The organism is Halosimplex rarum (assembly GCF_047715405.1).
In the GTDB taxonomy this organism is placed as follows: Archaea; Halobacteriota; Halobacteria; order Halobacteriales; family Haloarculaceae; genus Halosimplex; species Halosimplex rarum.
This window is the reverse complement of the sequence record NZ_CP180412.1, coordinates 2,256,168-2,277,545: the sequence shown is the minus strand read 5'-3', so window position 1 is coordinate 2,277,545 and position 21,378 is coordinate 2,256,168. Positions and strand designations below refer to the sequence as shown.

Below are 21,378 nucleotides of genomic sequence, written 5' to 3'. Positions count from 1 at the left end.
TTATTCGGGCCGTCCGCCGTCTTCGATCGCGGGCGTCGCTCCGGTACCGGCCGCCTGCGCGTCGCTCACGGCGAACTGCGACAGCAGCGACTGGAGCCGTTCGGACCGGTCCCCGAGCGACCGGACGTTGGCGCTGACCTGCGAGGTGGACGCCGCCTGTTCCTCCGCGGCGGCGGAGACGCCCTCGGTCTCGTCGGCGGCCGACCGGCTGATGTCCGCCGCTTCCTCGACCATCGACACGACTTCCTCGGTACTCGCCGCCTGCTCGTCGGTCGTCGTCCGGATCTCCTGGAGGCCTCGGTCGGTCTCCTCCGCGTTGGTCGCCACCTGCGAGAACGCCTCCGCGACGTCTTCGACGGCCGCGACGCTCTCGTCGACGTGGCGCTCGGCCGTTCGGGCTTCCTCGACGGTCGTCTCGGTCTGTTTCCGGGTCTCCTCGATGAGCTGTTCGATCTCGCTGGCCGACGCCTGCGTCTCCTCGGCCAGCTGCTTCACCTCGTTGGCGACGACGGCGAACCCGTCACCGCTGTTCGCGCCCGCGCCGGTCCCGGCGCGGGCGGCTTCGATGTTGGCGTTGAGTGCCAGCATGTTCGTCTGGTCCGCGATGTCGCCGATGAGTTCGACTATCTGGCCGATCTCGTCCATCTGGCCGTGGAGCACCTCGACGTTCTCGACGGTCGAGTCGATCGCCGACTGGACCTCCCGGGAGTCGTCGATCGCCCGTTGTGCGGTCCGCTCGCTTTCCTCGGCGATCTCGGCGGTCTCGTGGGAGGTCTCCGCGACGGTCTCGGCGGACGCGGCGACCTCCTCGACGGTCGTCGACAGGTCCGCCATCTCGCTGGAGACGGTCTCGAGCATCTCGCGCTGCTCGGTCGCGCCGCTGGCGATCTCCTGGACCGATTCGCTCACCCCGGCGCTCGCCTGCTCGACTTCCTCGGCCCCGGCCGCCGCGCCGTCGCTCGCCTCGGCGACCTCCTCGGCGAACGTCTGGATCTCCCGCATCGCCGACTCGGTGTTTTCCAGCATCTCGTTGAACGACTCCCCGATCTGTGCCATCGCGTCGCTCTCGCTCTCGGCGTCGACTCGGACGCGGAACTCGCCCTCGGCCGCCCGCGCCATCGCGTCGCTGTAGTCGTCGGCCTTGGCCTCGAGATGGGCGTTCAGCTGTTCGATCTCTTTCTGTCTCGCTTCGGCCTCGGCGAGCATCTCCTCGGCCTCCGCCTTGGCCCGCTCGTTCTCCGCTCGCTTCGCTTCGAGGTCGTCGACCTCCGCCGACTTCTCGTCGGCCTGCCGGAGTCGTTCCTTCGCCTCTTCGCGGGACCGCTCGGTAGAGTACCAGTGTCCCATCAGCGCGCCGGCGAGGGCCAGCACGAACGCCGCGTGGATGAACGACCACGCCCACGGGTTCTCGATGCCGGCCGCGTGATTGTAGACCCGGCTCGCGTCGATCATGCCGAAGTAGCCGTGTTGGACCGCGACGAACGCGATCCCGAGCAGGAACGGGAGCCAGTCCTCGTAGACGGCGACGACGGCCATGACGACGAAAAAGTGGAAGTGCGCTTCGATGTACCCGCCGGAGAAGTGCACGAGGAACCCGGACGTGGTCACCAGCCCCATCGTCGCGAGCGCTGTCCGCGTGCGCCGTTCGAATCGCGACCAGCCCGCGAGGAGCGCGAACGAGACGACGACGCCCACTTCGACGAGCACCGTGGTCAGCGGGATCTCGGGGATCGTCGCGCCCGTGACGGCGGACTCCGTCCCCTCGTAGGTCCCGAGCAAGAGCAACAACGGCACGTGCGCGAGCAGGAGCGCGAGGATGTTCCGGTGGCGTCCCCGCCATACCTCGTCGGGGATGGAGTCCCCACTCGGCGTGTATTCGGCGAACTCCCGGAGGACGCCCTCCCAGCCCTCGATTCTGGAGCGAACCCGCCCGGATCCGCCCGTAGTCTCGACCATACCGTCTCAGAGGAAAACCCGACGAAAAGCGTTGCCCCGTGAGTATCACAGGAAATAACGATAGAAGGGCTGTCGGCCGCGTCACGACCGGTCGCCGGCCACGCTCGCTACTCCAGCCACCGCGGCCGCGTCGGCACGTCGAACCGGTCGGTGACGACGAGGCCGGCGCCGAACAGCGCAGCGAGTCCGACGGGGATCCAGTTGCCGAACGCGGCGTTGATCGCTCCCCAGAGGATCACGAAGCTCACCATGTCGTCGAGCATGAACTCGCAGGAGTCGAGCCGCGCGAGCAGGGCCTCTCGGTCGAGTCCCCAGTCGAAGGCGGCGACCGCGACCGCGGCGGAGAGGACCCAGCCCCGGTAGTTCGACCACGGCACGTCGTAGAAGGCGCCGCCGCCGTCGTAGGTCCAGAAGCCCAGCGCCACCGCCCCCGGATCCAGCACGAGGTCGACAGCGACGACGGTGGCGACGACGACGGGCAGGCGGACCCACGGCGACCGAGCCAGATCCCCGAGGAGCAGCAGGCAAAGCAGGTAGCTATTCAGGACGAGCGGGAAGAAGAAGACCGGGAGCGCGAGGGGGACGCCGCCGAGCATCGGCCCGAGGGCGACGCCGTACTCGAAGTGGCCGTACGGCTGCCCGGTGGTGATGCCGACGTATTCGATACCGTAGGCGTAGGCCGCCAGCGCGAGCAGCGCGAGGGTCGCCTTCCGGTCGATCAGGGGCGCGACGCCGGCGACGAGGGGCAGGCGCATCACGACGACGCCGACGAGGACGAGCCACGGGTTGAACGCGAGCGCGGGCGGGAGCAGGTCGAGCGCGCTGGCGAGCAACAGCGCGGCGCCGGTGACGGGGAAGACGACCGCGATGGTGAATCGATTCTCGCTGACGAGGCGGTCGAGGCGGGCTTCCAGCCAGTCGCGGTCCATCCGCTCGGGAGCGGGCAGGCCCACGGCGTCGGCCGGATCAGGTGGCATAGACGTACCTCCAGAGGCCGCCCATCGTCAGTAGTGCCCCGACGACGGTGTTGAGGACGGGGAACCACCAGTACGCGCGGTCGACGGACACGGCCGTCAGCGCGACGGCGGCGGTGAACAGCGGATAGACCGCGATCAGCCCGCCCCAGAACGGATGGACGAGCGCGAAAACCGCTGCGGAGAGCGCCCAGACGAGACAGCAGTAGGCGTAGGTGCGCCGCTCGCCGAGGACGGTCGCTGTGGTCTCGATGCCGGCGGCGCGGTCGGGTTCGATGTCCGGGATGGCGGAAAAGGTGTGCATCGCCATCGTCCAGAGCCAGGCGCCGGCGACGGCGAGCGCTGGCGGAAACCGGCCCGCGACGGTGGCGTAGGCGACGACACCCGGCAGGACGTAGAGGCCGTTCGAGAGGGAGTCGAGGAAGGGGGTGGTCTTGAACCTGAACGGCGGGGCGCTGTACTGGACCGACAGCGCGAGGAAGGCGACCATCGCGACGACGGCCTCCGTCGGGAGAAGGGGGAGGACCGCCACGCCGAGGACGCCGCTGACGAGGACCGCCGCGAGGACGGCCCTGTCGCCCTGATACCGGACCTCCTTCCCGTCTTTCTTCGGGTTCTCCTCGTCGATATCGGCGTCGAACACGTCGTTGACGCCGTAGAGGAAGACGTTCGCGGGGACGAGGAAGTAGCAGGCCAGCCCGACGGTCAGCGGCGTGAACAGTTCGGCCGTCTCGCGGGTGGCGAAGACGGCGCCGACGGCTGCCGGGCCCGCGAGGTAGAGCCAGAAGCGCGGCCGAGAGAGGCGGAGGAGATACCCGACGGTGGTGTCGGGGGGTGCGAGCGCGCCGAGGCGAGCGGTCACGGAGGCCATCGCGTCGTCGATCATACGCGGGCGGGGAAGTTAGTTCACGTCCTCGACGAGCGCCTCGGCGGTGTGCTGGCCGCTGATGAGACACATCGGGACGCCGATACCGGGGGTGGTGAACGACCCCGTGAAGTAGAGGCCGTCGACGGCCGTCGAGCGGTTCGGCGGGCGGAGGAGCGAGGTCTGGCGGAGCGTGTGCGCCAGTCCGAGGGCGGTCCCCTGCGTCGCGTTGTAGCGGTCGACGAAGTCCGAGACGCAGAACTCCTCCTCGAAGACGATGCGGTCGCGCAGGTCCGTGTCCGCGTTCTCGGCCACGTCGTCGAGGATCTGCTCGCGGAAGCGCTCGCGCTGAGCGGGAGAGTCTTTCAGACCCGGAGCGATGGGAGCGAGGACGAACAGGTTGCTGTGGCCCTCCGGCGCGACGGTGTCGTCGGTCTTCGAGGGGACACAGAGGTAGTAGGCCGGTTCGTCTGGCCAGCCGGGCTCGTCGAATATCTGGTCGAAGTGCGGGTCCCAATCGTCGGGGAGGACGAGCGTGTGGTGGGCGAGTTCCGGTACGTCGCCCTCGACGCCGAGGTAGAGGAGGTAGGCGGACGGGGCGTAGGTGCGGTCGTCCCAGTAGTCGGCGTCGTACTGCCGTTCGTGTTCGGGAAGGAGTTCCTGCTCGGCGTGGGCGTAGTCGGCGTTGACGACGACGCGGTCGGGGCGGCGCTCGACCCCCGTCTCGTCGACGACGGAGAAGCCCCGCTTGCGACGGGTGATCTCCGACACTTCGGCGCCGGTCTCGAAGGACACGCCGAGTTCGCGACAGAGGTCGACGAAGGCGTCGACGACGACGCCGATGCCGCCGGGGTGGTTGCCGTCGTCGTCGGCGTCCCTGGCGAGGGGGTAGTAGACGCCCATGTTGAAATCGACGTGGCTCATCATGTTGTAGAGCGCGGGCGTGTTGCGGGGCGAACCCCCCAGGAAGACCAGCGTGTACTGCATGATCTGCTGGAGCTTGGGGTTCTCGAAGTAGTTCTCGACGTGGCCCTGCATCGACCGCAGGAGCGTGAGGCCGACGGGCGCGGCGCGCATCACGTCCAGGTCGATCCAGTCCCGCAGCGAGGAGCGGTCCTCGTAGACGAACTTCTCCATCGCCGTGCCGTAGTGGCGCTCGCTCGTCGCGAGGTACTTTTCGAACGCCTCGCCGGCACCGGGTTCGATGGACTCGAACAGCTCCCGGTTGGTCGCACGGTCGGCGGCGACGTCGATCCGTTCGCCGTCGCCGCCGGCCGCTCCCTCTCCTTTGAAGAAGATGCGGTAGTGCGGGTCCAGCCGTTCGAGGTCGTAGTAGTCGCCTGGCGCCTTCCCGAAGTGGCCGAAGAACCGCTCGAAGACGTCGGGCATGAGGTACCACGAGGGACCCATGTCGAAGCGGAAGCCGTCGGCTTCGAGCCGGCTGGCGCGGCCGCCGAGCTGGTCGTTCTTCTCCACGAGCGTCACGTCGGCGCCGGCGTCCGCGAGGTACGCCGCCGACGAGAGCCCGCCGACGCCGCCGCCGACCACCGTCACCGACACGCCGTCCGCCCGTCCCGAGAGCCCTGTCATTGGAACGTGGTTGCGCCGGAGCGGTGAAAAAGGGAACACCTAACCCGTCCGGTCGCGCCCGCGTTCGCCGCACGCGGGTAGACCCCTGTTCGTCACCCGATCGTCGGTCCCGGGTCGCGTGATTCCCGACTCACCGGCCGCGTCGTCGCCGTCCTCGGGCGTGTCCGCCGGCGTGAGCGACAGACTTATTAATAACTAGCGCCGCGTTCACAACGAATGAGTATTAACGAGGCATCTGGCGTTAATAATTCGGCGGGGCGTCTCTCGCTGGCGGGCGGTGCGGGCGTCGTCGCGCTGCTCGCGCTGTCCGTGGTGGCGGTCGTGACGGACCTGTGGAAGGTCTTCATCATCGGATGGGTGGCCTTCGCGGCGATGGTCGCGGGGGCGTACCTCGGCGGTCGCGCCGACGCGACCGACCCGCAGCGTCTCGTCTGGGGGTACGGGTTAGCGAGCGGCGCGATGGTCACCAGCGCCGCGATGTTCCTCGTCCCGCAGGCCATCAACATCGGTCGCGCCGCGGGCGCCGTTCAGATCGGCGGCATCGGCATCGCGCTCGGCATCGTCGTCGGGTACAGCGGCCACGTCGTCGGCCACCGACTCACTCACCGGGACCTCCCGATGGACGTGACGACCGCACAGATCACCGCGCACGCCCTCTCCGCGGGCCTCATCATCGGTCTCGTCTACGGCTCGATGCCCACGCTCGGGCTCCTGCTCGGCCTCGCCATCGTCTCGCACAAGGGGCCCGCGGGCTACGCCGCCGCGCGCCGGCTCCGGCGCAACGGCAAACCCGTCTCGGCGCTGTTGCTCCCCGCCGCTGGCGTCGGGATCACGGCGATCCCCTCGGCGTCGCTGCCCGTCCCCGAGGTCGCCGCGCTCAACGCCGTCGTCTTCGGGTTCGCCGCGGGCATCTTCCTCCACATCGCGATGGACTTCCTGCCGGTCTGCGAGGCCGGCTCGGAGATCGACCAGGTGTGCTCGCTCCACGAGGAGTCCCACGAGCTGCTCGACCAGTTGCGCGTCCACGCCGTGGGAAGTACCGTCGTCGGTGCGGTTGCCGTCGTCGTCGCCTGGTTCGTCGTCGCTCCCTGATCTGTCGGTTTCACTCGGTTTTCTTGATCGAGTTCCGAACGTCGCCCCGCGACCCGCTCGTTAGCAGTCGTCTCTACAACAATCGACAACACGCGGTGAAAGCCCTCGGCCCGCTCGCGGCCGCTGTGTGGGATATCCTCGTTCGCTTCGCTCACGAGGACGGCGCGACCGGGTCTCGCCCTTTCAGTCCGCCAGGATTCACGGAACGTGACCGCACGGCGCCACACGCCTCCCCAGCCGATTCGCTCGGTCGCTTCGCTCCCTCGCTCATCCCTCGCACGATGCTGTCGCGGGATGAACCCCGCGACAGCGCGCGCCAGTCGCAGAATCGTGGATCGGTGGTCCATTAGAGCTCTCGTTTCGTCTCGGGCTGATCGAGGTCCCACAACACCGTCGGGAGAAACGCGTCGAGGTGGTCGATCACCCGCCGTTCCGAGACGCCGAGGCCGTCGCAGTGCTCGTGAGCTTCCTCGCGGACCGAGACGTGGATATCGCTGCCCTCGCGCTCCGTCGCGTCGCCCTCTGCGACGGTTATTTCGAGGGGGAACACCGAACACCGCGCGGGCTTCCAGTCGTGTTCGTCGTGGAGCGCGCAGAGGCCGTCGTCGCGCAGGAAGAAGCAGGCCGCGCCGTCCTCGCCGACGCGGTCCGCGCGGTCTTTCCCCTCCCTCCGGACGAAGTCCTGCCCGCGGAACTGCGTCGTCGCTTCGGAGAGGTTCGCGACGTTCGCGAGTTCGAGGAAATCGGGCTCGTACAGCAGGACGCCGTGGTGGCAACACCACGTGCACTCCTCGACGCACTCGAAGGTGAGACCGGGATCGAAGTCCACGACCGCCTCCTTGCCGGGGTGAACCTCGACCACGCGGGCGTCTGCAGACACGCCCTCCCGTCCGCGGCCGACGGGCAAATGCCTTTCACTCCGGTTCGCGCTCGGGCGTCCGCTCGCGGCCCCGCCCCCGGCGGCTATCGTGCTCCGCGGTCCCGTTCAGATCGACGTGGTCGGGGACCTCCGCGTCCTCGGTTTCGAGGAGGCGTTCGAGGCGTCGCTCGAACTCGACGTCGTCGATCTCACCGGCGGCGTAGCGATCGCGCAGGCGCTGGAGAGCGGCGTCACCCGTTTCGGCGTGCTCGCGGTCGCGCTCGCGAATCGATTTCTCCGTCGACCGTGCGCTGTCCCACCACTCCCCGATGTCGACGTAGTCCGAGAGGATGGCGAGGACGGGCACGAGGAAGAGCCATCCCGTGATGGCGACGGTGGCGGCCGCCGCCTCCCCGAGGAAGATCCCCGCGAGCGCCGTGAGCGGGAGCGTCGCGACCGCTACGATACCGATGAGGGCTTCCATCGGGTCGTCCGTCTCGTCGCTCATGGCTGGAGATACCGACCGGTCCGGTATAATTTCCGGGGACGGCCGTCTCGCCGCGGCGGCCGGTCGACGCCCGACATGGATATGCCTGCGTCCGACGTAGAGACGTGTATGCCTATCAGTATCGACGAGTTCGAGACGACGCCCGAACCCCGGCTCCGCCCGCCTGCGGCCGGCGCCGAGAACGCGGACCGTGTCCTCGCCTTCCTCGCCGAGCGCCGCGACGAGGCGTTCACGCCCGCCGAGATCTGCAAGCTGACCGGCGTCCCGCACGGGAGCGTCGGCGTCGTCCTCGCGCGCCTCGAAGACAGGGGACTGGTTCGCCACCGCGGCGCCTACTGGGCGATCGGTCGCGGGCCGACCGCGCGATAGGTCGCGGATGAGATGTCGGCCGGGTCAGTTGTACTCCCGCCAGCGATACCCGCATTCCTTGCACTTGAAGAATCGCGTCGGCGGCTCGTCGGCGGCGCCGGTCTGTTTGATGGTGTACCAGGCCACGCCGTGGCCGCAGTCCTCGCAGGTGACGCTCTTGTCCGTCGGCTTCCCCTCGAAGTCGGCCCCCTCCTCGGTCTCGATGACCTCGTCGCCGGCCTGCTCGTCGGTACTGACGAACTGCTCGGCGCGGTCTTCGTCGACGCCGGTGGTCGTCCCGCAGCTCTTGCAGACCATCTCGTCGCCGTCGGCGTGCATCATCGAACCGCAGTCGTCGCAGAACTGCATGTCTCGGTCGTTGTCCCCCCGGCCGTATCAATTTCTCGTCTCCTCGCCGTCCGACACACGCGAGCCCGCCACGGTCCGCAGCGACCGCCTACGGGTCGTCTTCGAGCTCCCGCCGCTCCGCGACGACCGGGCAGTCGGCGACGCGGACGGTGTCGACGGCCACGAACTCCAGGATCTCCGTCCCCTCGTTCGTACAGGTCACGTCCGGGGGCGGCGAGAAATGCTCACACTCCTCGCAGTAGGCGTGTTTCGACACCTCCGCGACGTCGTCTTCGCCGGACGACGGACCCTCGTCTGCTCCTGCACCCGCCCCTGATTCCGAGTTAGTTCCGGGGTCGCTGTCGTCCGGTTCGGCGGTGAGGCGCGCCCACACCTCGTCGGGATCGATTCCCTCGACGTCCGACCGCTCGAACGCGCTCGCCTTCGCTTCGAATGGGTCTCCGTCGGACACCTCGACGTCCGCGAGCGGGTCGTCCGCGTCCGCGAGCAGGTCGTCCACGTCATCTCGGGACGGGTCGCCAGTACCGTCACCACCGCGACTGCCGCGCTCGCCGTCCTCATCCCGTCGACTGGGGCTACCCCCGGACTCCCCGTATTCGAACGGGTCGGGGTCGGCCCCCTCGCCGGACGAGTCCTGCGGCGAGTCCTCGTCGAGGGAGTCGAACGGGTCACCCTTCCGATCGCGGTGCTCCTCGAAGGAATCGAAGGGGTCGCGGTCGCCGGCTTCCGTAGCGCCACCGTTGTCTCCCGTAGCCTCGTCGTCGCGATCCGAACTTGAGTCGTCGCTCACGAGTCTCACTCCCGTTCGGCCGCGTCGGGGACGTTCGAACGGGTTGTCTCCTCCTCGTCGCCGGCTTCGAGGCGGCGCGCAACGGTGAGCGTCGGTTTGCCGAACAGGCCGCTCGGCAACTGGACGTCGCTGACTGTCGCGTCGCAGTGGGGGCATCGCGGCTCGTGCAACAGCGCGATGTCGACGGCTTTCGAGCAGTTCCCGCAGACCGCCCGGTCCGCGTCGAGCTCCGCGGCTGTGGCCTTCAGTCGCTCGATGGCGTCGGACCCGGTCGAGCGCGCTCGCTCGGCCTCCCGCAGGTCGCTGACGACCCACGCGACCGTCCGCAGCCGCTCCTCGATCTCGTCGAGCCGGTCCGTCGCGCGCTCCATCTCGTCCAGTCGGTCCTCCACCTCGTCGACGCGGTCCGCGACGTCCGCGGAGGCGTCGCCGCCCTCGACGCGGGATTCGAGCGAACCGAGCGCCGATTCGAGGTCGTCGACCGCGGTAGAGAGCGTCGCGAGTTCGCCGAACTCCGGGTGGGTGTGGTCGGCGTCGGCCTTGGAGTCGGCCTCCCGCTTGACCTGGACGACCCGCTCGCGCACGTCCTGGATCTTCTCCGTGAAGTCGGCCTCGACGCGGTCGATCTCGGCGCTGAGCCCCTCTTCGACGGCCTCGACGTCGCCGCCGTCGCCGTCGACGCGCTCGGCCACCGCGTCGGCGATGTCGGGGAGCTGCTCGGCTATCACCTCCCTGACCTCGGTCTCCACGTCGGTTCCGAGCGCCGCGCTCACGCCCTCGTCGCCGAACTCCTCGGCGGCCCGGTAAGACGCGAGCAGCTGGACGACGACCGCCTCGCGGTCGACTCCGAGGTCGTCGGCCGTGCGGTCCAGCCAGGCCTCTACGTCCGCGGGGAGCGACACGGAGACCGCGGCGTCGTCCGACGACTCGCTCGCCATTACCCTGTGTTGTCCGGACGAGACAGTTAAGCGTTTGCCACCGGTTCTCGGAAATCGAATCTGGGGATCGCGGCGGAGAATCGCTCTCGGCCGCGTTCCGTCCTCGCCGGCGGTATCGTTTCAGTCAGCGGATCTCGCCGACGTCGCTCCGTCAGCGGATCTTGCGCACGTCGCTGATGTCGAAGCCGCCGTCGCCGATCTCGGTCTCGAACTGGACGATGTTCTCGTCGTCGATCCCCGAGAGGACGCCGCGGAACTGCTTGACGACGAGCGTCCGGGCGCGGGTCGACCCGCCGCTGGCCCACTGGAACTCCAGGGTCCCGTCGACGCTGTCGACGAGCTGGCCGTACTCGGTGTCCGAGACCGTCTCCCGGCCGACGTGGGCGAGGATGACTCCGTTCCACCGGTTGGCGCCCTTCTGGAGGCCCTTGATGAGGAAGACGACGTCCGACCAGTTCACGTTCTCGTCGCGGCCGGCGGTGCTGATGAGATCCGACAGCGAGTCGATGACGACGAGGTTGCCGGGCGCGTGCTGGACGAGCAACCGTCCGAGTTCGCCGAGGATGTCGTCGCGCTCCTGGCGCGCCCGGAGGTCCTTGATGTCGGCGGTCTCCTCGGCGTACCAGTCCCGGGGGACGGGGCTCCGGTGGAAGTACTGCTCGGAGAGGTCGTGATACCTGACCGCGTCCATGCCGGCGTCGACGATGTCGTCGCCCACGGTCATCCCCACCTCGTCGGCGAAGCGCTCCTCGTCGGCGGTGAACGAGACGAAGTGCACCTCGTCCGGCGGTCTGGCGTTCGCCGCGAGGTCGCCGTAGTAGAGGCTGTGGAGGTCCTCGTCGGTCCGCCCGAGGGCGTTCATCAGCGTGCTCGTGTGCAGGAACTCTCGCGACCCGGCGCCGCCTTCCCCGGCGACGAGGACGACGCTTCCCGTCGGCGCGCCGCCGCCGATGGTCGTGTCCAGCTGGCGGACGCCGAAGGGTATCCGGTCCATGCGCCGAGGATTCGCCCCCTCCCGCTTACCTGTTTCGCCGCAGTTCTCGCTCGCTGAAACGCACGAGGGGCCGTCCAGGCCGTGCGTCCGATTGGTCGAACCGGCCGCTACGACCGCTCGATCCTGGCACCCTCGTTGCGCGGCCGCGCGACCGTCACGCGTCCGCCGTCGGCGACCGCGTCGAGCGCGTCGCGGGCCGCCCCGGCCACGTCGTCGGCGTAGTCCGCGTTCGTCAGCGCGTAGACGGTCGGCCCCCACGACGACTGGCCGGCGCCGGCGACCGCCGGCTCGTCGGCGAGCCGGTCGATGATCGCCCCGGCGGGCGGCCGGTAGACGCCGCCCTGCTCGTCGGCGTACCAGGCGCCGTTGAGGCGACCGAGGCGAGCGATCGCGCTCCCGAAGTCGCTGCGGTCGCCCGTCGCCGCCGCCGGGAGGAGGTGCTGCGTGACGAGCCGGGCGACGTCCTCGGCGATTCCGGGGTCGGCCCGCTCGACGACCGAGCGCATGCTCTCGTCCTCTTCGTCGCCGCTCCGCCCCGGCCCCGCGTCGGGGATGGCGAGGACGAACCGCCAGTCGTCGGGGAGGTCGTGGCGCGCGACGACGGGGGGAACGGTCCACTCGCCCTCGGCGGGCGGCGCGGTGGTGAACCGCTCGGTCGGGTGGCCGCCGTCGACGACGAACCCGCCGCGCTCGAACGTCGCGACGCCGATGCCGCTGCGGCCGCCGCGACCGAGCGCGGGAGCGAGTTCGCGCGGGTCCGCGTCGCGGTCGTACGCGCCGGCGACGGCCGCGAGACTGGCGAGCGCGAGCTGCGTCCCGCTGCCGAGCCCGGAGTGACGGGGCAGGCGTTCGTCGACGCGGACGGCGGCCCCGGGCACGTCGAGGCAGTCGACGACCCGTTCGACGTACGGGGTCGCCGCCTCGTCGTCGCAGTCGACGGTGTCGGCGCGCTCGGCGCGCAGGACCAGGCGCGGCTCGGCGAGCGCGACGCCGACGCCCCCGTAGAGTCGGTTGTGCGCCAGCGAGAGGTTCTGAAAGCCGACGTGGAGGCGGCCGCCGACCGTGACGCGCGTCATGGCACCCCCCAGGCGTCCCCCGCCCTACGGCCTTTCGACACCGGCGGTCGTCGCCGGAGTCCGCGACGCGGTCGGCTCTCCCCACCGGCCTCCCCCGCGTCGAGCCGCGGTCGGATCCATCGGCGAGAACCGCCAATCGGGCCGATAAGCTGTCATTTACAATCCCGTCGGCGCGGAGTACTCGCCCCCATGGGAGAGAGACGAACGACAGAGGACCCCCGCGACGACGCCGACGAGAGCCGGGGGGACGTCGGCGCCGGACGCTCCGCGACCGCGGCGAGGCGCGTCGAGACGGACGCGATGGGGTCGAACGCCGCGTCGGACCGGGACGGACAGTGGTGGACGGCATCGGGCGCTCGGCAGACGTGGGACCGCCCCGAGAGCGAGGCGGTGATCGACGAGAACGGGTCGGCGCCCGGCGAGGGGAACGCGGCGATCGACGAGCGGGACGCGGCGACTGACGAACGGGAGGCGCCGAACGACGAGGACGACGCGGGACGCGACGGTGACTGGGGGAGCGCGGTCCGCGGGGCCATCGGCCGCGCCGTCGACCGCGTCACGACGGTCGAGGCGTGGACGCCGCTCTCGCAACTGGACGGGGACGCGCGACCGATCCGACGGGTGCTCCGGTCAGACGAGTCGCTACAGCTCGTCGCGGCCGGGGAGCTGCTCGGGAACAACGGCGGTCCGGCGACGGCCGGCCTCACCGACGACCGGCTCGTCGTCGCGACGGACGACGGCCTCGTCAGCGTCGGCTTCGACCGGCTCTGCGCAGTGCGGAGCTCCGTCGACGCGGCGTTCGGCGTCCGCGGTAGCGACGCTCGCGTGCTGGGCGGCCTCGGATACGGCCTCTCCGTCGTCGCCTTCCTCGGCGTGCTCGCCGTCGCGTCGAACCCGCTGACGCCGGCGCTCGCGCTCGCCACGGTCGGGGGAGTGTTGGCATTCGACCACGTCCGCCGCGAGGGACTCGCGGTGAACGGCACGACGCTGACGGACCGGCTTCGACGGTTCGGCCCGGCCGGCTCGCTCGCGGACGCGCTCTCCGGGATCGAACGACGGCTCCGCGGGAGGGCGAGCGACGACCCGCTCGCGCTGTGGGCGGCCGGCGCGGTCGCACTTGCGCCGTTCGCCGCGCTCGTCGGGCTCGAAGCCGGACCGCTCGCGCCGCTGTTCGCGCTCGCGATAGCCGGCAGCTTCGCGCTCGTGGTCCGCGCCGTGCGGCGCAGCGACGAGTTCGACGGCTTGGAGGTCGTCCGGACGCGCCGGCGGACGGTCGTCGCGACCGTCGACGACGGCTCCGCCGTGGCCGTGCGGACCCGTCCGGACTCGCCGCTGGGACGCGAACTCGCGGCCCGCGCCGACGGTAGCGGCGCTCGGTCGGCGAGTTCGAGCGGCGACTGAGAAGACGCGGACCGCTCCCTAGCCGCTTACGCCAGCGGCAGTAACTCGGTGGGCGGGCCGCCGGGGAGTTCGTCCCGGTCGTGTCCGGCGTCGAAGTGCAGGTCGGGTCCGCGGGCGACCAGTCGCTTCGGGTTGACGTCCGGATGGGTCGTGTAGTAGTGCTCTTTGATGTGGTCCATGTTCACCGTCTCGGCGACGCCGGGCGTCTGGTAGAGGTCGCGCAGGTACGGCCAGAGGTTGTCGTACTCGTGGATCGCCTTCACGTTGCACTTGAAGTGGGTGTGGTAGACGTGGTCGAAGCGGACCAGCGTCGTGAACATGCAGACGTCGGCCTCCGTCAGGCGGTCGCCGGCGAGGTAGCGCTGGTCGGCGAGGACCTCGTCCCAGTGGTCGAGCGCGTCGAAGAGCGCGTCGATGGCCCGGTCGTACGCCTCCTGTGAGCTCGCGAAGCCGGCGCGGTAGACGCCGTTGTTGATCGGCTCGTAGATGTCCTCGACGATCCGGTCGACCTCGTCCTGGTATCCGTCGGGATAGAGGTTCACGTCGCGCTCGGCGATCTCTCCGAACTCGGTGTCGATCATCCGGAGGACCTCCTCGGACTCGTTGTTGACGATTGTCTCTTCTTCCTTGTCCCAGAGGACCGGGACCGTCACGCGGCAGGTCGCGTCCGGGTCGGCGGCCTGGTAGACCTCCCGGAGGTAGTCGCTGCCGTTGACGGTGTCGGGCGTGCAGCCCTCCTTGTCGGGGGTGAACTGCCAGCCGTCGTCGTCGCGGTAGGGGTCGACCACGTCGACCGAGATGGCGTCTTCGAGGCCCTTCAGCGAGCGGATCAGCAGGGTGCGGTGCGCCCACGGGCAGGCGTAGGAGACGTAGAGGTGGTACCGGCCCGCTTCGGGCTGGAAGCGGGCGTCGGGGTCGTCCTCGACCCAGTCCCTGAACGTCGACTCCTGGCGCTCGAACTCGCCGTCGTCGTTGGTGTAGTCGTCGATGTCTGTCCGCCACTCGCCGTCGACGAGTTTGTTCATGCCGGTTCACCGTTGGGCCGCCACGCCCAAAAGGACCCCAGTGACCCGCGTGTAACCCGCCGTTCGTCCGGTCTGACGGGGCTGACCAAAGAGTTTAGTGTCATCCCGTCGATGGTTGGGCCAGTCACGACGGGTGGGCCGATGGAACACGTAATCGAAGTCGAGGACGGCGACGCCGCGGTGCTCCGGGAGACCGGCAGCGGCGGACTCATCGCGCGCGGGCTACTCGCGGACCGGCCGCTCGGCGAGTACGTCGAACCCGCGGAGACGCCGCGGTACGTCGTCCGGAACAAGAAACGGGGGGTCTCGATCGAACGAACAGACGAGGGGGACGCGGACGGGGAGCGGGACGCGGAGGGGGCGCTCGCTCCCGACGGGGACCACACCGCAGCGGCGCTGGTGACGGACGCGCGAGTGCTGTTCGCGGTCGGTCGCGCCGACGGCGACCGGACGCGGTCGGTGGCGCTGTCGGACGTGGTCGACGCGCGGACCGAGGACGGGTTCCTCGGGGGGGCACTCGTCGTCGACACCGTCGACGGCCTGCAGTACCGGTTTCCGACGCGGGGTGATCTCGACGCGGTTCGGGAGTTCGTCGACGGCGCAGCGGGGGTCTGGGCGCGCGCCGAGCGCCACCTCGAAGCCGCAGCGGACGCGCTCGACCGCGCCGACGCGCAGTTCGGCTCGGGAGACGCGGAGGGCGTGTTGCCGGCGCTCGACGAGGCGCGCGAGGCGCTGGAGGCCGCCCGTGACGCGGCGGCGTCGCTGGACGGCGCGGCAGCGACGCTCGCCGACCGGTTCGAATCTGCGAGGGGGCGGCTGCGGGACTGCGAGCGGCGCGCCTACGCGGGGCGGGCCGAAGCGTTCGGCGAACGGGCGCAGGCACGTCGGGAGGACGGCGACTACGAGCAAGCGCTGGATCTGCTGGAACGGGCCGACGAGAGCTACGCGGCGGCGCTGTCGGTCGACGCGGGCCTGCCGACCGACCGCGCTATCGAGCGCCACCGCGACCGCCTCGCGACCGAGCGCGACCGGCTGACGAGCGCGCCGCTCGAACGCGCCGAAGCCGCCGTCGAGAAGGCGTCGGCGGCCGACGACCCGGAGACGGCGGTCGAGTGGTGGGAGCGCGCGCTCGACCGCTACGAGACGCTCCGGGCGCTGGACTGGGGTCGCGGCGAGCGGCGGTTCGCCGGCGACCGCGACACGGTCCGCGAGCGCCTCGCTATCGCCGCCGAGCAGTTGGTCGCGGCCCACTGCGAGCGCGCTCGGCGGGCCATCGATCTGGCCGAGGACGCGCCACCGGACGCGGCCGCTGCTGCGGACGAGCGGGCGGCGTCGGCGCTCGACGCGGCCCACGACGTCGCCCGCGAGCGCGTCCCCGACGAACTCGACGCCGTCGAACGGCTCCGGGACCGACTCGCCGAGCGCCGCGCCGCCCGATCAGAGAGCGAGGGCGAACCGTCCGACGACGCCCGGGAGACCGTGGTGGTCACGCCCGACGGGGACGAAGCGCCGGCTACCGACGTCCAAGACGACACAGCGGCCGAGGGGGACGACGCCACGACAGGTGCCGGTGACGAGGACGCGCCGAGCGACGGCACCGAAGCCCCACCGAGCGACGTCGACGAGGAGATCGCCAACGCACTGGCGGAGGCGATGGCAGGCGACGTAGACGATTCGATCGCGGAGGCCGTCGACGAGACGATCGCGGGTACGGGCGTCGACGAAGCCGGCGCGGTGAAATCAGAAGCCGAGCCCGACGCAGACGGTTCGGCGGACGACCCCGTTCCAGTCGGGTCGGCAGACGAACCCAATACCGACCGCGAAGGGTGGGTGTTCGTCGACGACGAGACCGACGACGACTGGATGTCCGCCGAACGGACGGAGGACACCGATGCAGACTCCGAGGGAAGCGGCGGAGAGTCTGATGACGGCGACGCGGCGTCCGACGACGGGGACGCGGACGCCGGAGAGTCTGTCAGAGAGTCTCAGACCCGCATCGAGCCGTCGGGGTCCGAATCGACCGAATCCGCGGACGCGACGCGATCGACCGACGGCCTCGCGTCGCTCGACCCCGAGCGGTTCCGGGAACTCGTCGCGGACCTGTTCGAGTCGACGGGCTGGGAGGTCGAGTCTCCGGGGAGCACGCTCGTCGCGTACGATATCCGGGTGACGACGCCGGATCCGGTGACCATCACCGCCGCGATCCTGACGGTCGACTCGTCGAGCGCGCCAGCGGTCGGCCCCGACGACGTCGACCGGTTCGCCGCGACCGTCGAACGGGCCCAGGGGCTCGACGAAGCAGTCGTCGTCACCGGCGCTTGCCTGCCGGAGCGGGCGCGAGAACGGGTGACTGACCGCGGCGTCCGCGTCGTCGGGCCCGACGCGCTCTCGGACCAGATCGACGCGCACGGCGTCTCGATTCCGTGAGATCGGCCGTCGACAGGCGTCACCGGCGTGTGGCAGAGCGGCCCACACGCCCGCGCGGGTTCGAAGCCCTTTTACCACCGCTAGGCCACGTCTACACCAAGACCATGGCCGAGAAACCAGCCTCGATGTACCGGGACATCGACAAGCCCGCGTACACCCGACGGGAGTACATCACGGGTATTCCCGGTTCGAAGATCGCACAGCACCAGATGGGCGACAAGAACGCCGACCCCGACGACTACCCGGTCCAGATCTCGCTCATCGTCGAGGAGTCCGTTCAGCTGCGCCACGGCTCGATGGAGGCCTCGCGCCTGTCTGCGAACCGCCACCTGATCAAGGAACTCGGCGAGGGCAACTACAAGATGGTCCTCCGGAAGTTCCCCCACCAGGTCATCCGGGAGAACAAGCAGGCGACCGGCGCGGGCGCGGACCGCGTCTCCGACGGTATGCGCCAGGCCTTCGGGAAGATCGTCGGCACCGCCTCGCGCGTCCAGGCCGGCGAGCAGCTCTTTACGGCCTACTGCGACGTCGACCAGGCCGTCGAAGTCAAGGAAGCGTTCCGCCGCGCGTACAACAAGATCACGCCGCCGTGCCGCATCAAGGTCGAACGCGGCGAAGAGCTCCTCATCGCGTAACGCGGCCTTCCTCTCGCTTTCTCCGGCGGCCTACTGACGAGTCCGTTCTCGCCGGCTGACTTCGCTGCCTCGATTCCGGCGCGAGCGGAGGGGCTAAGTGGGATTCGTCACAACGAGGGGGCATGCTTCGGCTGGCGGTCGCCACAGACGCCGAGACCTACGAGCGCATGCGCGAGCCGCTCGCCGCGCGCGACGTGCGGGCCGACCACGTCCAGTCGCGCGAGCGGACGATCTCGCTCACCGACCCCCCGTGGGGTGAGTTCGACGTCGGGTTCGTCTACCCGCCGCGACTCATGGAGGGCGGCGTCGCCGACGCCGCGCTGGGCGTCCCGTGGGTCAACGACCGCGAGGCGATCCTCCGCTCGCGAAACAAGGCCGACGTGATCACTCGGCTGGCCGACGCCGGGGTTCCCGTCCCGGAGACAGTGATGGTCTCGAACCCCGTCGACGAGTCGACAGTCGCGGCCGCCGTCGAGGGCTTCGACCGACCGGTCGTCGTCAAACCCAACTCGACAACCCGCGGCGTCGGCGTCGCGAAGGCCCACGACCTGGACTCGCTGCTCGGCGTCGTCGACTACCTCGACCTCGTCCACGACTTCCACGCGACCGGCGACAAGTCCTACCTCCTCCAGGAGTACCTCCCCGGCGCGACCGACTACAGAGTGATGGTCCTCGACGGCGAGTACATCGGTGCCGTCGAGCGCCGCCTCCCCGACGACGCGCTCGCCGCCGGCCAGTGGAAGCACAACGTCCACCGCGGTGCCGAGGCCAGCCGGGTCGATCTCGACCCCGAACTGCGCGAGTTGGCGGAACGGACCGCCGACGTGCTGGACATCCCGTTCCTCGGCGTGGACCTGCTCGTGACCGACGAGCGGTGCGTCGTCAACGAGACCAACGCCCGTCCCACCATCGACGACGCCTCCAAGTACGTCGACGGCTTCTGGGACGACCTGGCCGATCTTATCCGGCGGACCGCCGAGGAGTGAAGCTTCTCGTCGGACGGGTTCGGCGCGGCTGAACGGTTACCTGGCGATCAACTGTGCTGGATCTCGTCGGCGATCCGCTCCAACTGGGAGCACTCGTCGTCGGAGTAGGCGATGACGCGCACGTCGGTCAGTCCATCGGCGTCGTACTCGTCGACACTCTCACAGACGATGCGGGCGCCCTCGTCGAACGCGAAGCCGGCGGCGCCGGTGCCGAGAACGGGGAGGACGACGGACTCGCACCCAAGTTCGTCGGCGCGAGCGAGGGCGTTGCTGGTCGCGTCGGCGATGGACTCGCGGGTGGCCTGCCCGTCGCCGTAGTGGGGCATCGCGGCGGCGTGGACGACGTACTCGGCGTCGAGGTCGAAGGCGTCGGTGACTGCGACCTCGCCGAGCTCGACCGGTCCCTTCGAGGTGGCCGCTTCGTTGATCGGCCCGCCGGCAGCCCGGCGGAGCGCGCCCGCGACGCCGCTGCCCATCCGGAGGGTCGTGCCCGCGGCGTTGACCAGTGCGTCGGCGGACTGCCGGGCGATGTCGCCCTGGACGGTGTCGAAGTCCATGTTCGGACTCGGGGCGGCTGGGCCTAAAATGCCGTCCCGGGGCCGCTGTGGGAGAACCCGGTAGGCTAAAGGGCCGGCGTCCGAAATCGTGGGATGTACCGGGCCCGTATCTCAGTCTGGTTAGAGAGAGCGGCTCATAACCGCTTCGTCCTTGGTTCAAATCCGAGCGGGCCCATTCAACGTGCCGCGAACGACGGTAAGCGACCACTGAATCGTCTCCGAATATTTAAACTTGGGCGGTCGGCGGGCGAACGACCGTCTCCCTCTCTCTTCCCGATATTACCCGTCTCAGTTAGTCGAGTCGTTCCGGGAGATACGTCGTGATTTACTATGGAGTAATCAGGGCAAAGAGCGATTGATGGAACAAGAGGTCACTTCTGACGGGGCTTCGGTCGTCGTCCCAGCGACTACCGTTCCGAGTACTGTAGCGTGTCTCCGCTCACTCGGGTCGGCGGGGATCCACACCATCGTGGTCTCGGAGAAGGCATCCTCGACGGGGAGTTCCTCGAGCTACTGTGACGAGATGGTAGCGGTTCCCGATCCCGAGAAGGACCTCGTGGCGTACAAGGACGCGCTCCTCGACGTCGCGTCCCGTCGAGACGTCGAGACGATAATTCCCGTGCGCGAAACCGACATCTACGTCCTCTCCCGGTACCGGTCGTCGTTCGAGCGCCACGTTTCCCTCGCCGTTCCGCCACTGGAGACGCTCCGACAGGCACACGATCGGGTCGAACTCGTCGAGGCGGCCGAGTCAGCCGGTGTCCCGGTTCCCGAAACCCAACTCATGGACGACGTCGACGACTGGTCGGGGGAACGACTCATCAAGTCGCGGTACAACCTGCTCACCGAGACCTACTGCGACTGGCTCGGCCCGGAGGAAGCCCTTTCACCCGACGGTATCGAGCACGTTCGTCCCGGTGAACGGCCCGATACCGATCGACTTCGAGCGGAGATGGGACACGACCCGATCGTCCAGGAGTACGTTCCGGCAGACGAGGAATACATGGTCGGAGCGCTGTACGACCGGGGCGACCCGCTGGTTGTCTTCCAGCACCGCCAGGTCCGGGGTACTTCGTACGTCGGATCCGGCGGCGCGTACCGCGAATCGGTCGCGATTCCGGAACTCGAAGCGGTAGCGACGGACCTACTGGATCATCTGGAATGGCACGGCCTCGCCTGCCTGGAGTATCTTCGAGACGAGAACACGGGCGAGTTCGTGCTCGCGGAGATCAATCCCCGAATGTGGCAGTCACTCGCATCGAGTGTCAGGATGGGCGCAGACTTCCCGAAGTACTACTGGCAACAGGTGACCGGCCGGGAAGCGGAGATAGACCCGAGCTACGACGTCGGTGTCGGATGTCACTGGCTGAAGGGGGAATTGCTGTACGTGTTGAGTCTCGCCCGGCACGACTCGCCGCACGTTGAACGGCCATCGTACGTCGATACGCTCCGTGACATTGCCGTCTCTTGCCACGAGAACCCGCGGTTCGACTATCTCAGCCTCGACGATACCGGGCCGTTCGTCCAGGACTGGTTAGATCTCGTTTCTGAACTACCCGCTGTGCCGCAACTACGACTGTAATCATCCACTTCACGGTCTGTGGGCTCCGACGTCGGCGAGTTCCAGCTGGTACCGCCTACAGCCACGCCTGCAGTAGGCGGGGAATCCATCGCGTAGCCAGCGAAACGTGCTGTTCTGTTTCCATTTTCGGACAGATACACCCCGATCGCATCAGTTATTGTCCCAAGTTGATCCCAATATTCTCGAATTTCCGACCGCGACGTTCTGCCGTCAACTCCGCGGGGACGAACGCGACGGTCTCTATGTCGACGACGTGGTCGGTGTCGTCGAGGACGCCGTCAACGGGCGCGAACTGCGCGTACTGGGCGGCGTCTGCGAACGGACCGACCGCTCCTGGCCGTCGTCGCCGTCTTGCGAGGCGATGTACGCGCAGAGTTCGGCCTCGACTGTGGCCCGCTCTGGCGGG

General features: G+C 69.2%; 20 protein-coding genes and 1 tRNA gene. 8 read left to right on the top strand and 13 right to left on the bottom strand.

Annotated elements, in window-relative coordinates; translation table 11 throughout:
- The 4 genes from ACMGFH_RS10915 to ACMGFH_RS10900 form a co-directional block, all read right to left on the bottom strand.
- Positions 1–1,956 (bottom strand): methyl-accepting chemotaxis protein, encoded by a 1,956-nt coding sequence (locus ACMGFH_RS10915; RefSeq protein WP_415383171.1) that lies wholly within the window; start codon positions 1,954–1,956, stop codon positions 1–3.
- 107 nt (positions 1,957–2,063) lie between these two features.
- Positions 2,064–2,933 (bottom strand): bisanhydrobacterioruberin hydratase, encoded by an 870-nt coding sequence (gene cruF / locus ACMGFH_RS10910; protein WP_415383169.1) that lies wholly within the window; start codon positions 2,931–2,933, stop codon positions 2,064–2,066.
- A complete protein-coding gene (locus ACMGFH_RS10905; RefSeq protein ID WP_415383235.1) occupies positions 2,923–3,801 on the bottom strand; it encodes a prenyltransferase in 879 nt (292 codons plus the stop codon). The genes cruF and ACMGFH_RS10905 overlap by 11 nt, the downstream gene beginning before the upstream one ends.
- Positions 3,802–3,831: 30 nt before the next feature.
- Positions 3,832–5,385 (bottom strand): phytoene desaturase family protein, encoded by a 1,554-nt coding sequence (locus tag ACMGFH_RS10900; RefSeq protein ID WP_415383168.1) that lies wholly within the window; start codon positions 5,383–5,385, stop codon positions 3,832–3,834.
- A gap of 216 nt (positions 5,386–5,601) precedes the next feature.
- On the opposite strand from ACMGFH_RS10900, the gene ACMGFH_RS10895 reads away from it, so the two are divergent.
- Positions 5,602–6,477 (top strand): ZIP family metal transporter, encoded by an 876-nt coding sequence (locus ACMGFH_RS10895; protein WP_415383167.1) that lies wholly within the window; start codon positions 5,602–5,604, stop codon positions 6,475–6,477.
- Positions 6,478–6,823: 346 nt separating this feature from the next.
- Here ACMGFH_RS10895 and ACMGFH_RS10890 read toward each other — a convergent pair whose 3' ends face one another.
- Together ACMGFH_RS10890 and ACMGFH_RS10885 are read right to left on the bottom strand one after the other, a co-directional pair.
- A complete protein-coding gene (locus tag ACMGFH_RS10890; RefSeq protein ID WP_415383166.1) occupies positions 6,824–7,357 on the bottom strand; it encodes a YkgJ family cysteine cluster protein in 534 nt (177 codons plus the stop codon).
- A 34-nt stretch (positions 7,358–7,391) separates the two neighbouring features.
- Positions 7,392–7,844 carry an SHOCT domain-containing protein gene (locus ACMGFH_RS10885; RefSeq protein ID WP_415383164.1) on the bottom strand — a complete coding sequence of 151 codons (453 nt, stop codon included), beginning with the start codon at positions 7,842–7,844 and terminating at the stop codon, positions 7,392–7,394.
- 108 nt (positions 7,845–7,952) lie between these two features.
- On the opposite strand from ACMGFH_RS10885, the gene ACMGFH_RS10880 reads away from it, so the two are divergent.
- On the top strand, positions 7,953–8,213 hold the full coding sequence (locus ACMGFH_RS10880) for a MarR family transcriptional regulator (RefSeq protein ID WP_415383163.1): 261 nt from the start codon (positions 7,953–7,955) through the stop codon (positions 8,211–8,213).
- Positions 8,214–8,237: 24 nt separating this feature from the next.
- Here the strand turns inward: ACMGFH_RS10880 and ACMGFH_RS10875 are convergent, their stop codons facing one another.
- The 5 genes from ACMGFH_RS10875 to ACMGFH_RS10855 all read right to left on the bottom strand — a co-directional run bounded on the left by ACMGFH_RS10875 (position 8,238) and on the right by ACMGFH_RS10855 (position 12,359).
- The gene (locus tag ACMGFH_RS10875; RefSeq protein WP_415383162.1) at positions 8,238–8,561 is read right to left on the bottom strand and encodes a transcription factor S; all 324 of its coding nucleotides are present in this window, start codon (positions 8,559–8,561) and stop codon (positions 8,238–8,240) included.
- 88 nt (positions 8,562–8,649) lie between these two features.
- Entirely contained in the window at positions 8,650–9,351 is a 702-nt protein-coding gene (locus ACMGFH_RS10870; protein ID WP_415383160.1) for a hypothetical protein, read from the bottom strand.
- A 5-nt stretch (positions 9,352–9,356) separates the two neighbouring features.
- Positions 9,357–10,289 (bottom strand): hypothetical protein, encoded by a 933-nt coding sequence (locus ACMGFH_RS10865; RefSeq protein ID WP_415383159.1) that lies wholly within the window; start codon positions 10,287–10,289, stop codon positions 9,357–9,359.
- A gap of 151 nt (positions 10,290–10,440) precedes the next feature.
- Complete coding sequence (locus ACMGFH_RS10860) at positions 10,441–11,283, bottom strand: RAD55 family ATPase (protein WP_415383157.1); 843 nt, start codon at positions 11,281–11,283, stop codon at positions 10,441–10,443.
- 107 nt (positions 11,284–11,390) lie between these two features.
- The gene (locus ACMGFH_RS10855) at positions 11,391–12,359 is read right to left on the bottom strand and encodes a beta-ribofuranosylaminobenzene 5'-phosphate synthase family protein (RefSeq protein WP_415383156.1); all 969 of its coding nucleotides are present in this window, start codon (positions 12,357–12,359) and stop codon (positions 11,391–11,393) included.
- 189 nt (positions 12,360–12,548) lie between these two features.
- Between ACMGFH_RS10855 and ACMGFH_RS10850 the strand changes: the two genes are divergently transcribed.
- Complete coding sequence (locus ACMGFH_RS10850) at positions 12,549–13,760, top strand: hypothetical protein (protein WP_415383154.1); 1,212 nt, start codon at positions 12,549–12,551, stop codon at positions 13,758–13,760.
- Positions 13,761–13,786: 26 nt separating this feature from the next.
- Here ACMGFH_RS10850 and ACMGFH_RS10845 read toward each other — a convergent pair whose 3' ends face one another.
- Complete coding sequence (locus tag ACMGFH_RS10845; RefSeq protein ID WP_415383153.1) at positions 13,787–14,785, bottom strand: glutathione S-transferase family protein; 999 nt, start codon at positions 14,783–14,785, stop codon at positions 13,787–13,789.
- A gap of 141 nt (positions 14,786–14,926) precedes the next feature.
- Here ACMGFH_RS10845 and ACMGFH_RS10840 point away from each other — a divergent pair, with 141 nt between their 5' ends.
- The 3 genes from ACMGFH_RS10840 (at position 14,927) to ACMGFH_RS10830 (ending at position 18,833) form a co-directional block, all read left to right on the top strand.
- Entirely contained in the window at positions 14,927–17,212 is a 2,286-nt protein-coding gene (locus tag ACMGFH_RS10840) for a restriction endonuclease (protein WP_415383151.1), read from the top strand.
- Between the two features lie 104 nt (positions 17,213–17,316).
- Positions 17,317–17,847, top strand: a complete 531-nt coding sequence (locus ACMGFH_RS10835) for a 50S ribosomal protein L16 (RefSeq protein ID WP_415383150.1) — start codon at positions 17,317–17,319, stop codon at positions 17,845–17,847.
- Between the two features lie 122 nt (positions 17,848–17,969).
- On the top strand, positions 17,970–18,833 hold the full coding sequence (locus ACMGFH_RS10830; RefSeq protein ID WP_415383149.1) for an ATP-grasp domain-containing protein: 864 nt from the start codon (positions 17,970–17,972) through the stop codon (positions 18,831–18,833).
- Positions 18,834–18,880: 47 nt separating this feature from the next.
- Here the strand turns inward: ACMGFH_RS10830 and ACMGFH_RS10825 are convergent, their stop codons facing one another.
- Positions 18,881–19,390: a macro domain-containing protein gene (locus tag ACMGFH_RS10825; RefSeq protein ID WP_415383147.1), complete on the bottom strand. Its 510-nt coding sequence runs from the start codon at positions 19,388–19,390 to the stop codon at positions 18,881–18,883.
- Between the two features lie 100 nt (positions 19,391–19,490).
- On the opposite strand from ACMGFH_RS10825, the gene ACMGFH_RS10820 reads away from it, so the two are divergent.
- Positions 19,491–19,565: transfer RNA gene (locus tag ACMGFH_RS10820), tRNA-Ile, on the top strand.
- Between the two features lie 57 nt (positions 19,566–19,622).
- Positions 19,623–20,972 (top strand): carboxylate--amine ligase, encoded by a 1,350-nt coding sequence (locus ACMGFH_RS10815; protein ID WP_415383145.1) that lies wholly within the window; start codon positions 19,623–19,625, stop codon positions 20,970–20,972.
- The last annotated feature ends 406 nt before the right edge of the window (positions 20,973–21,378 follow it).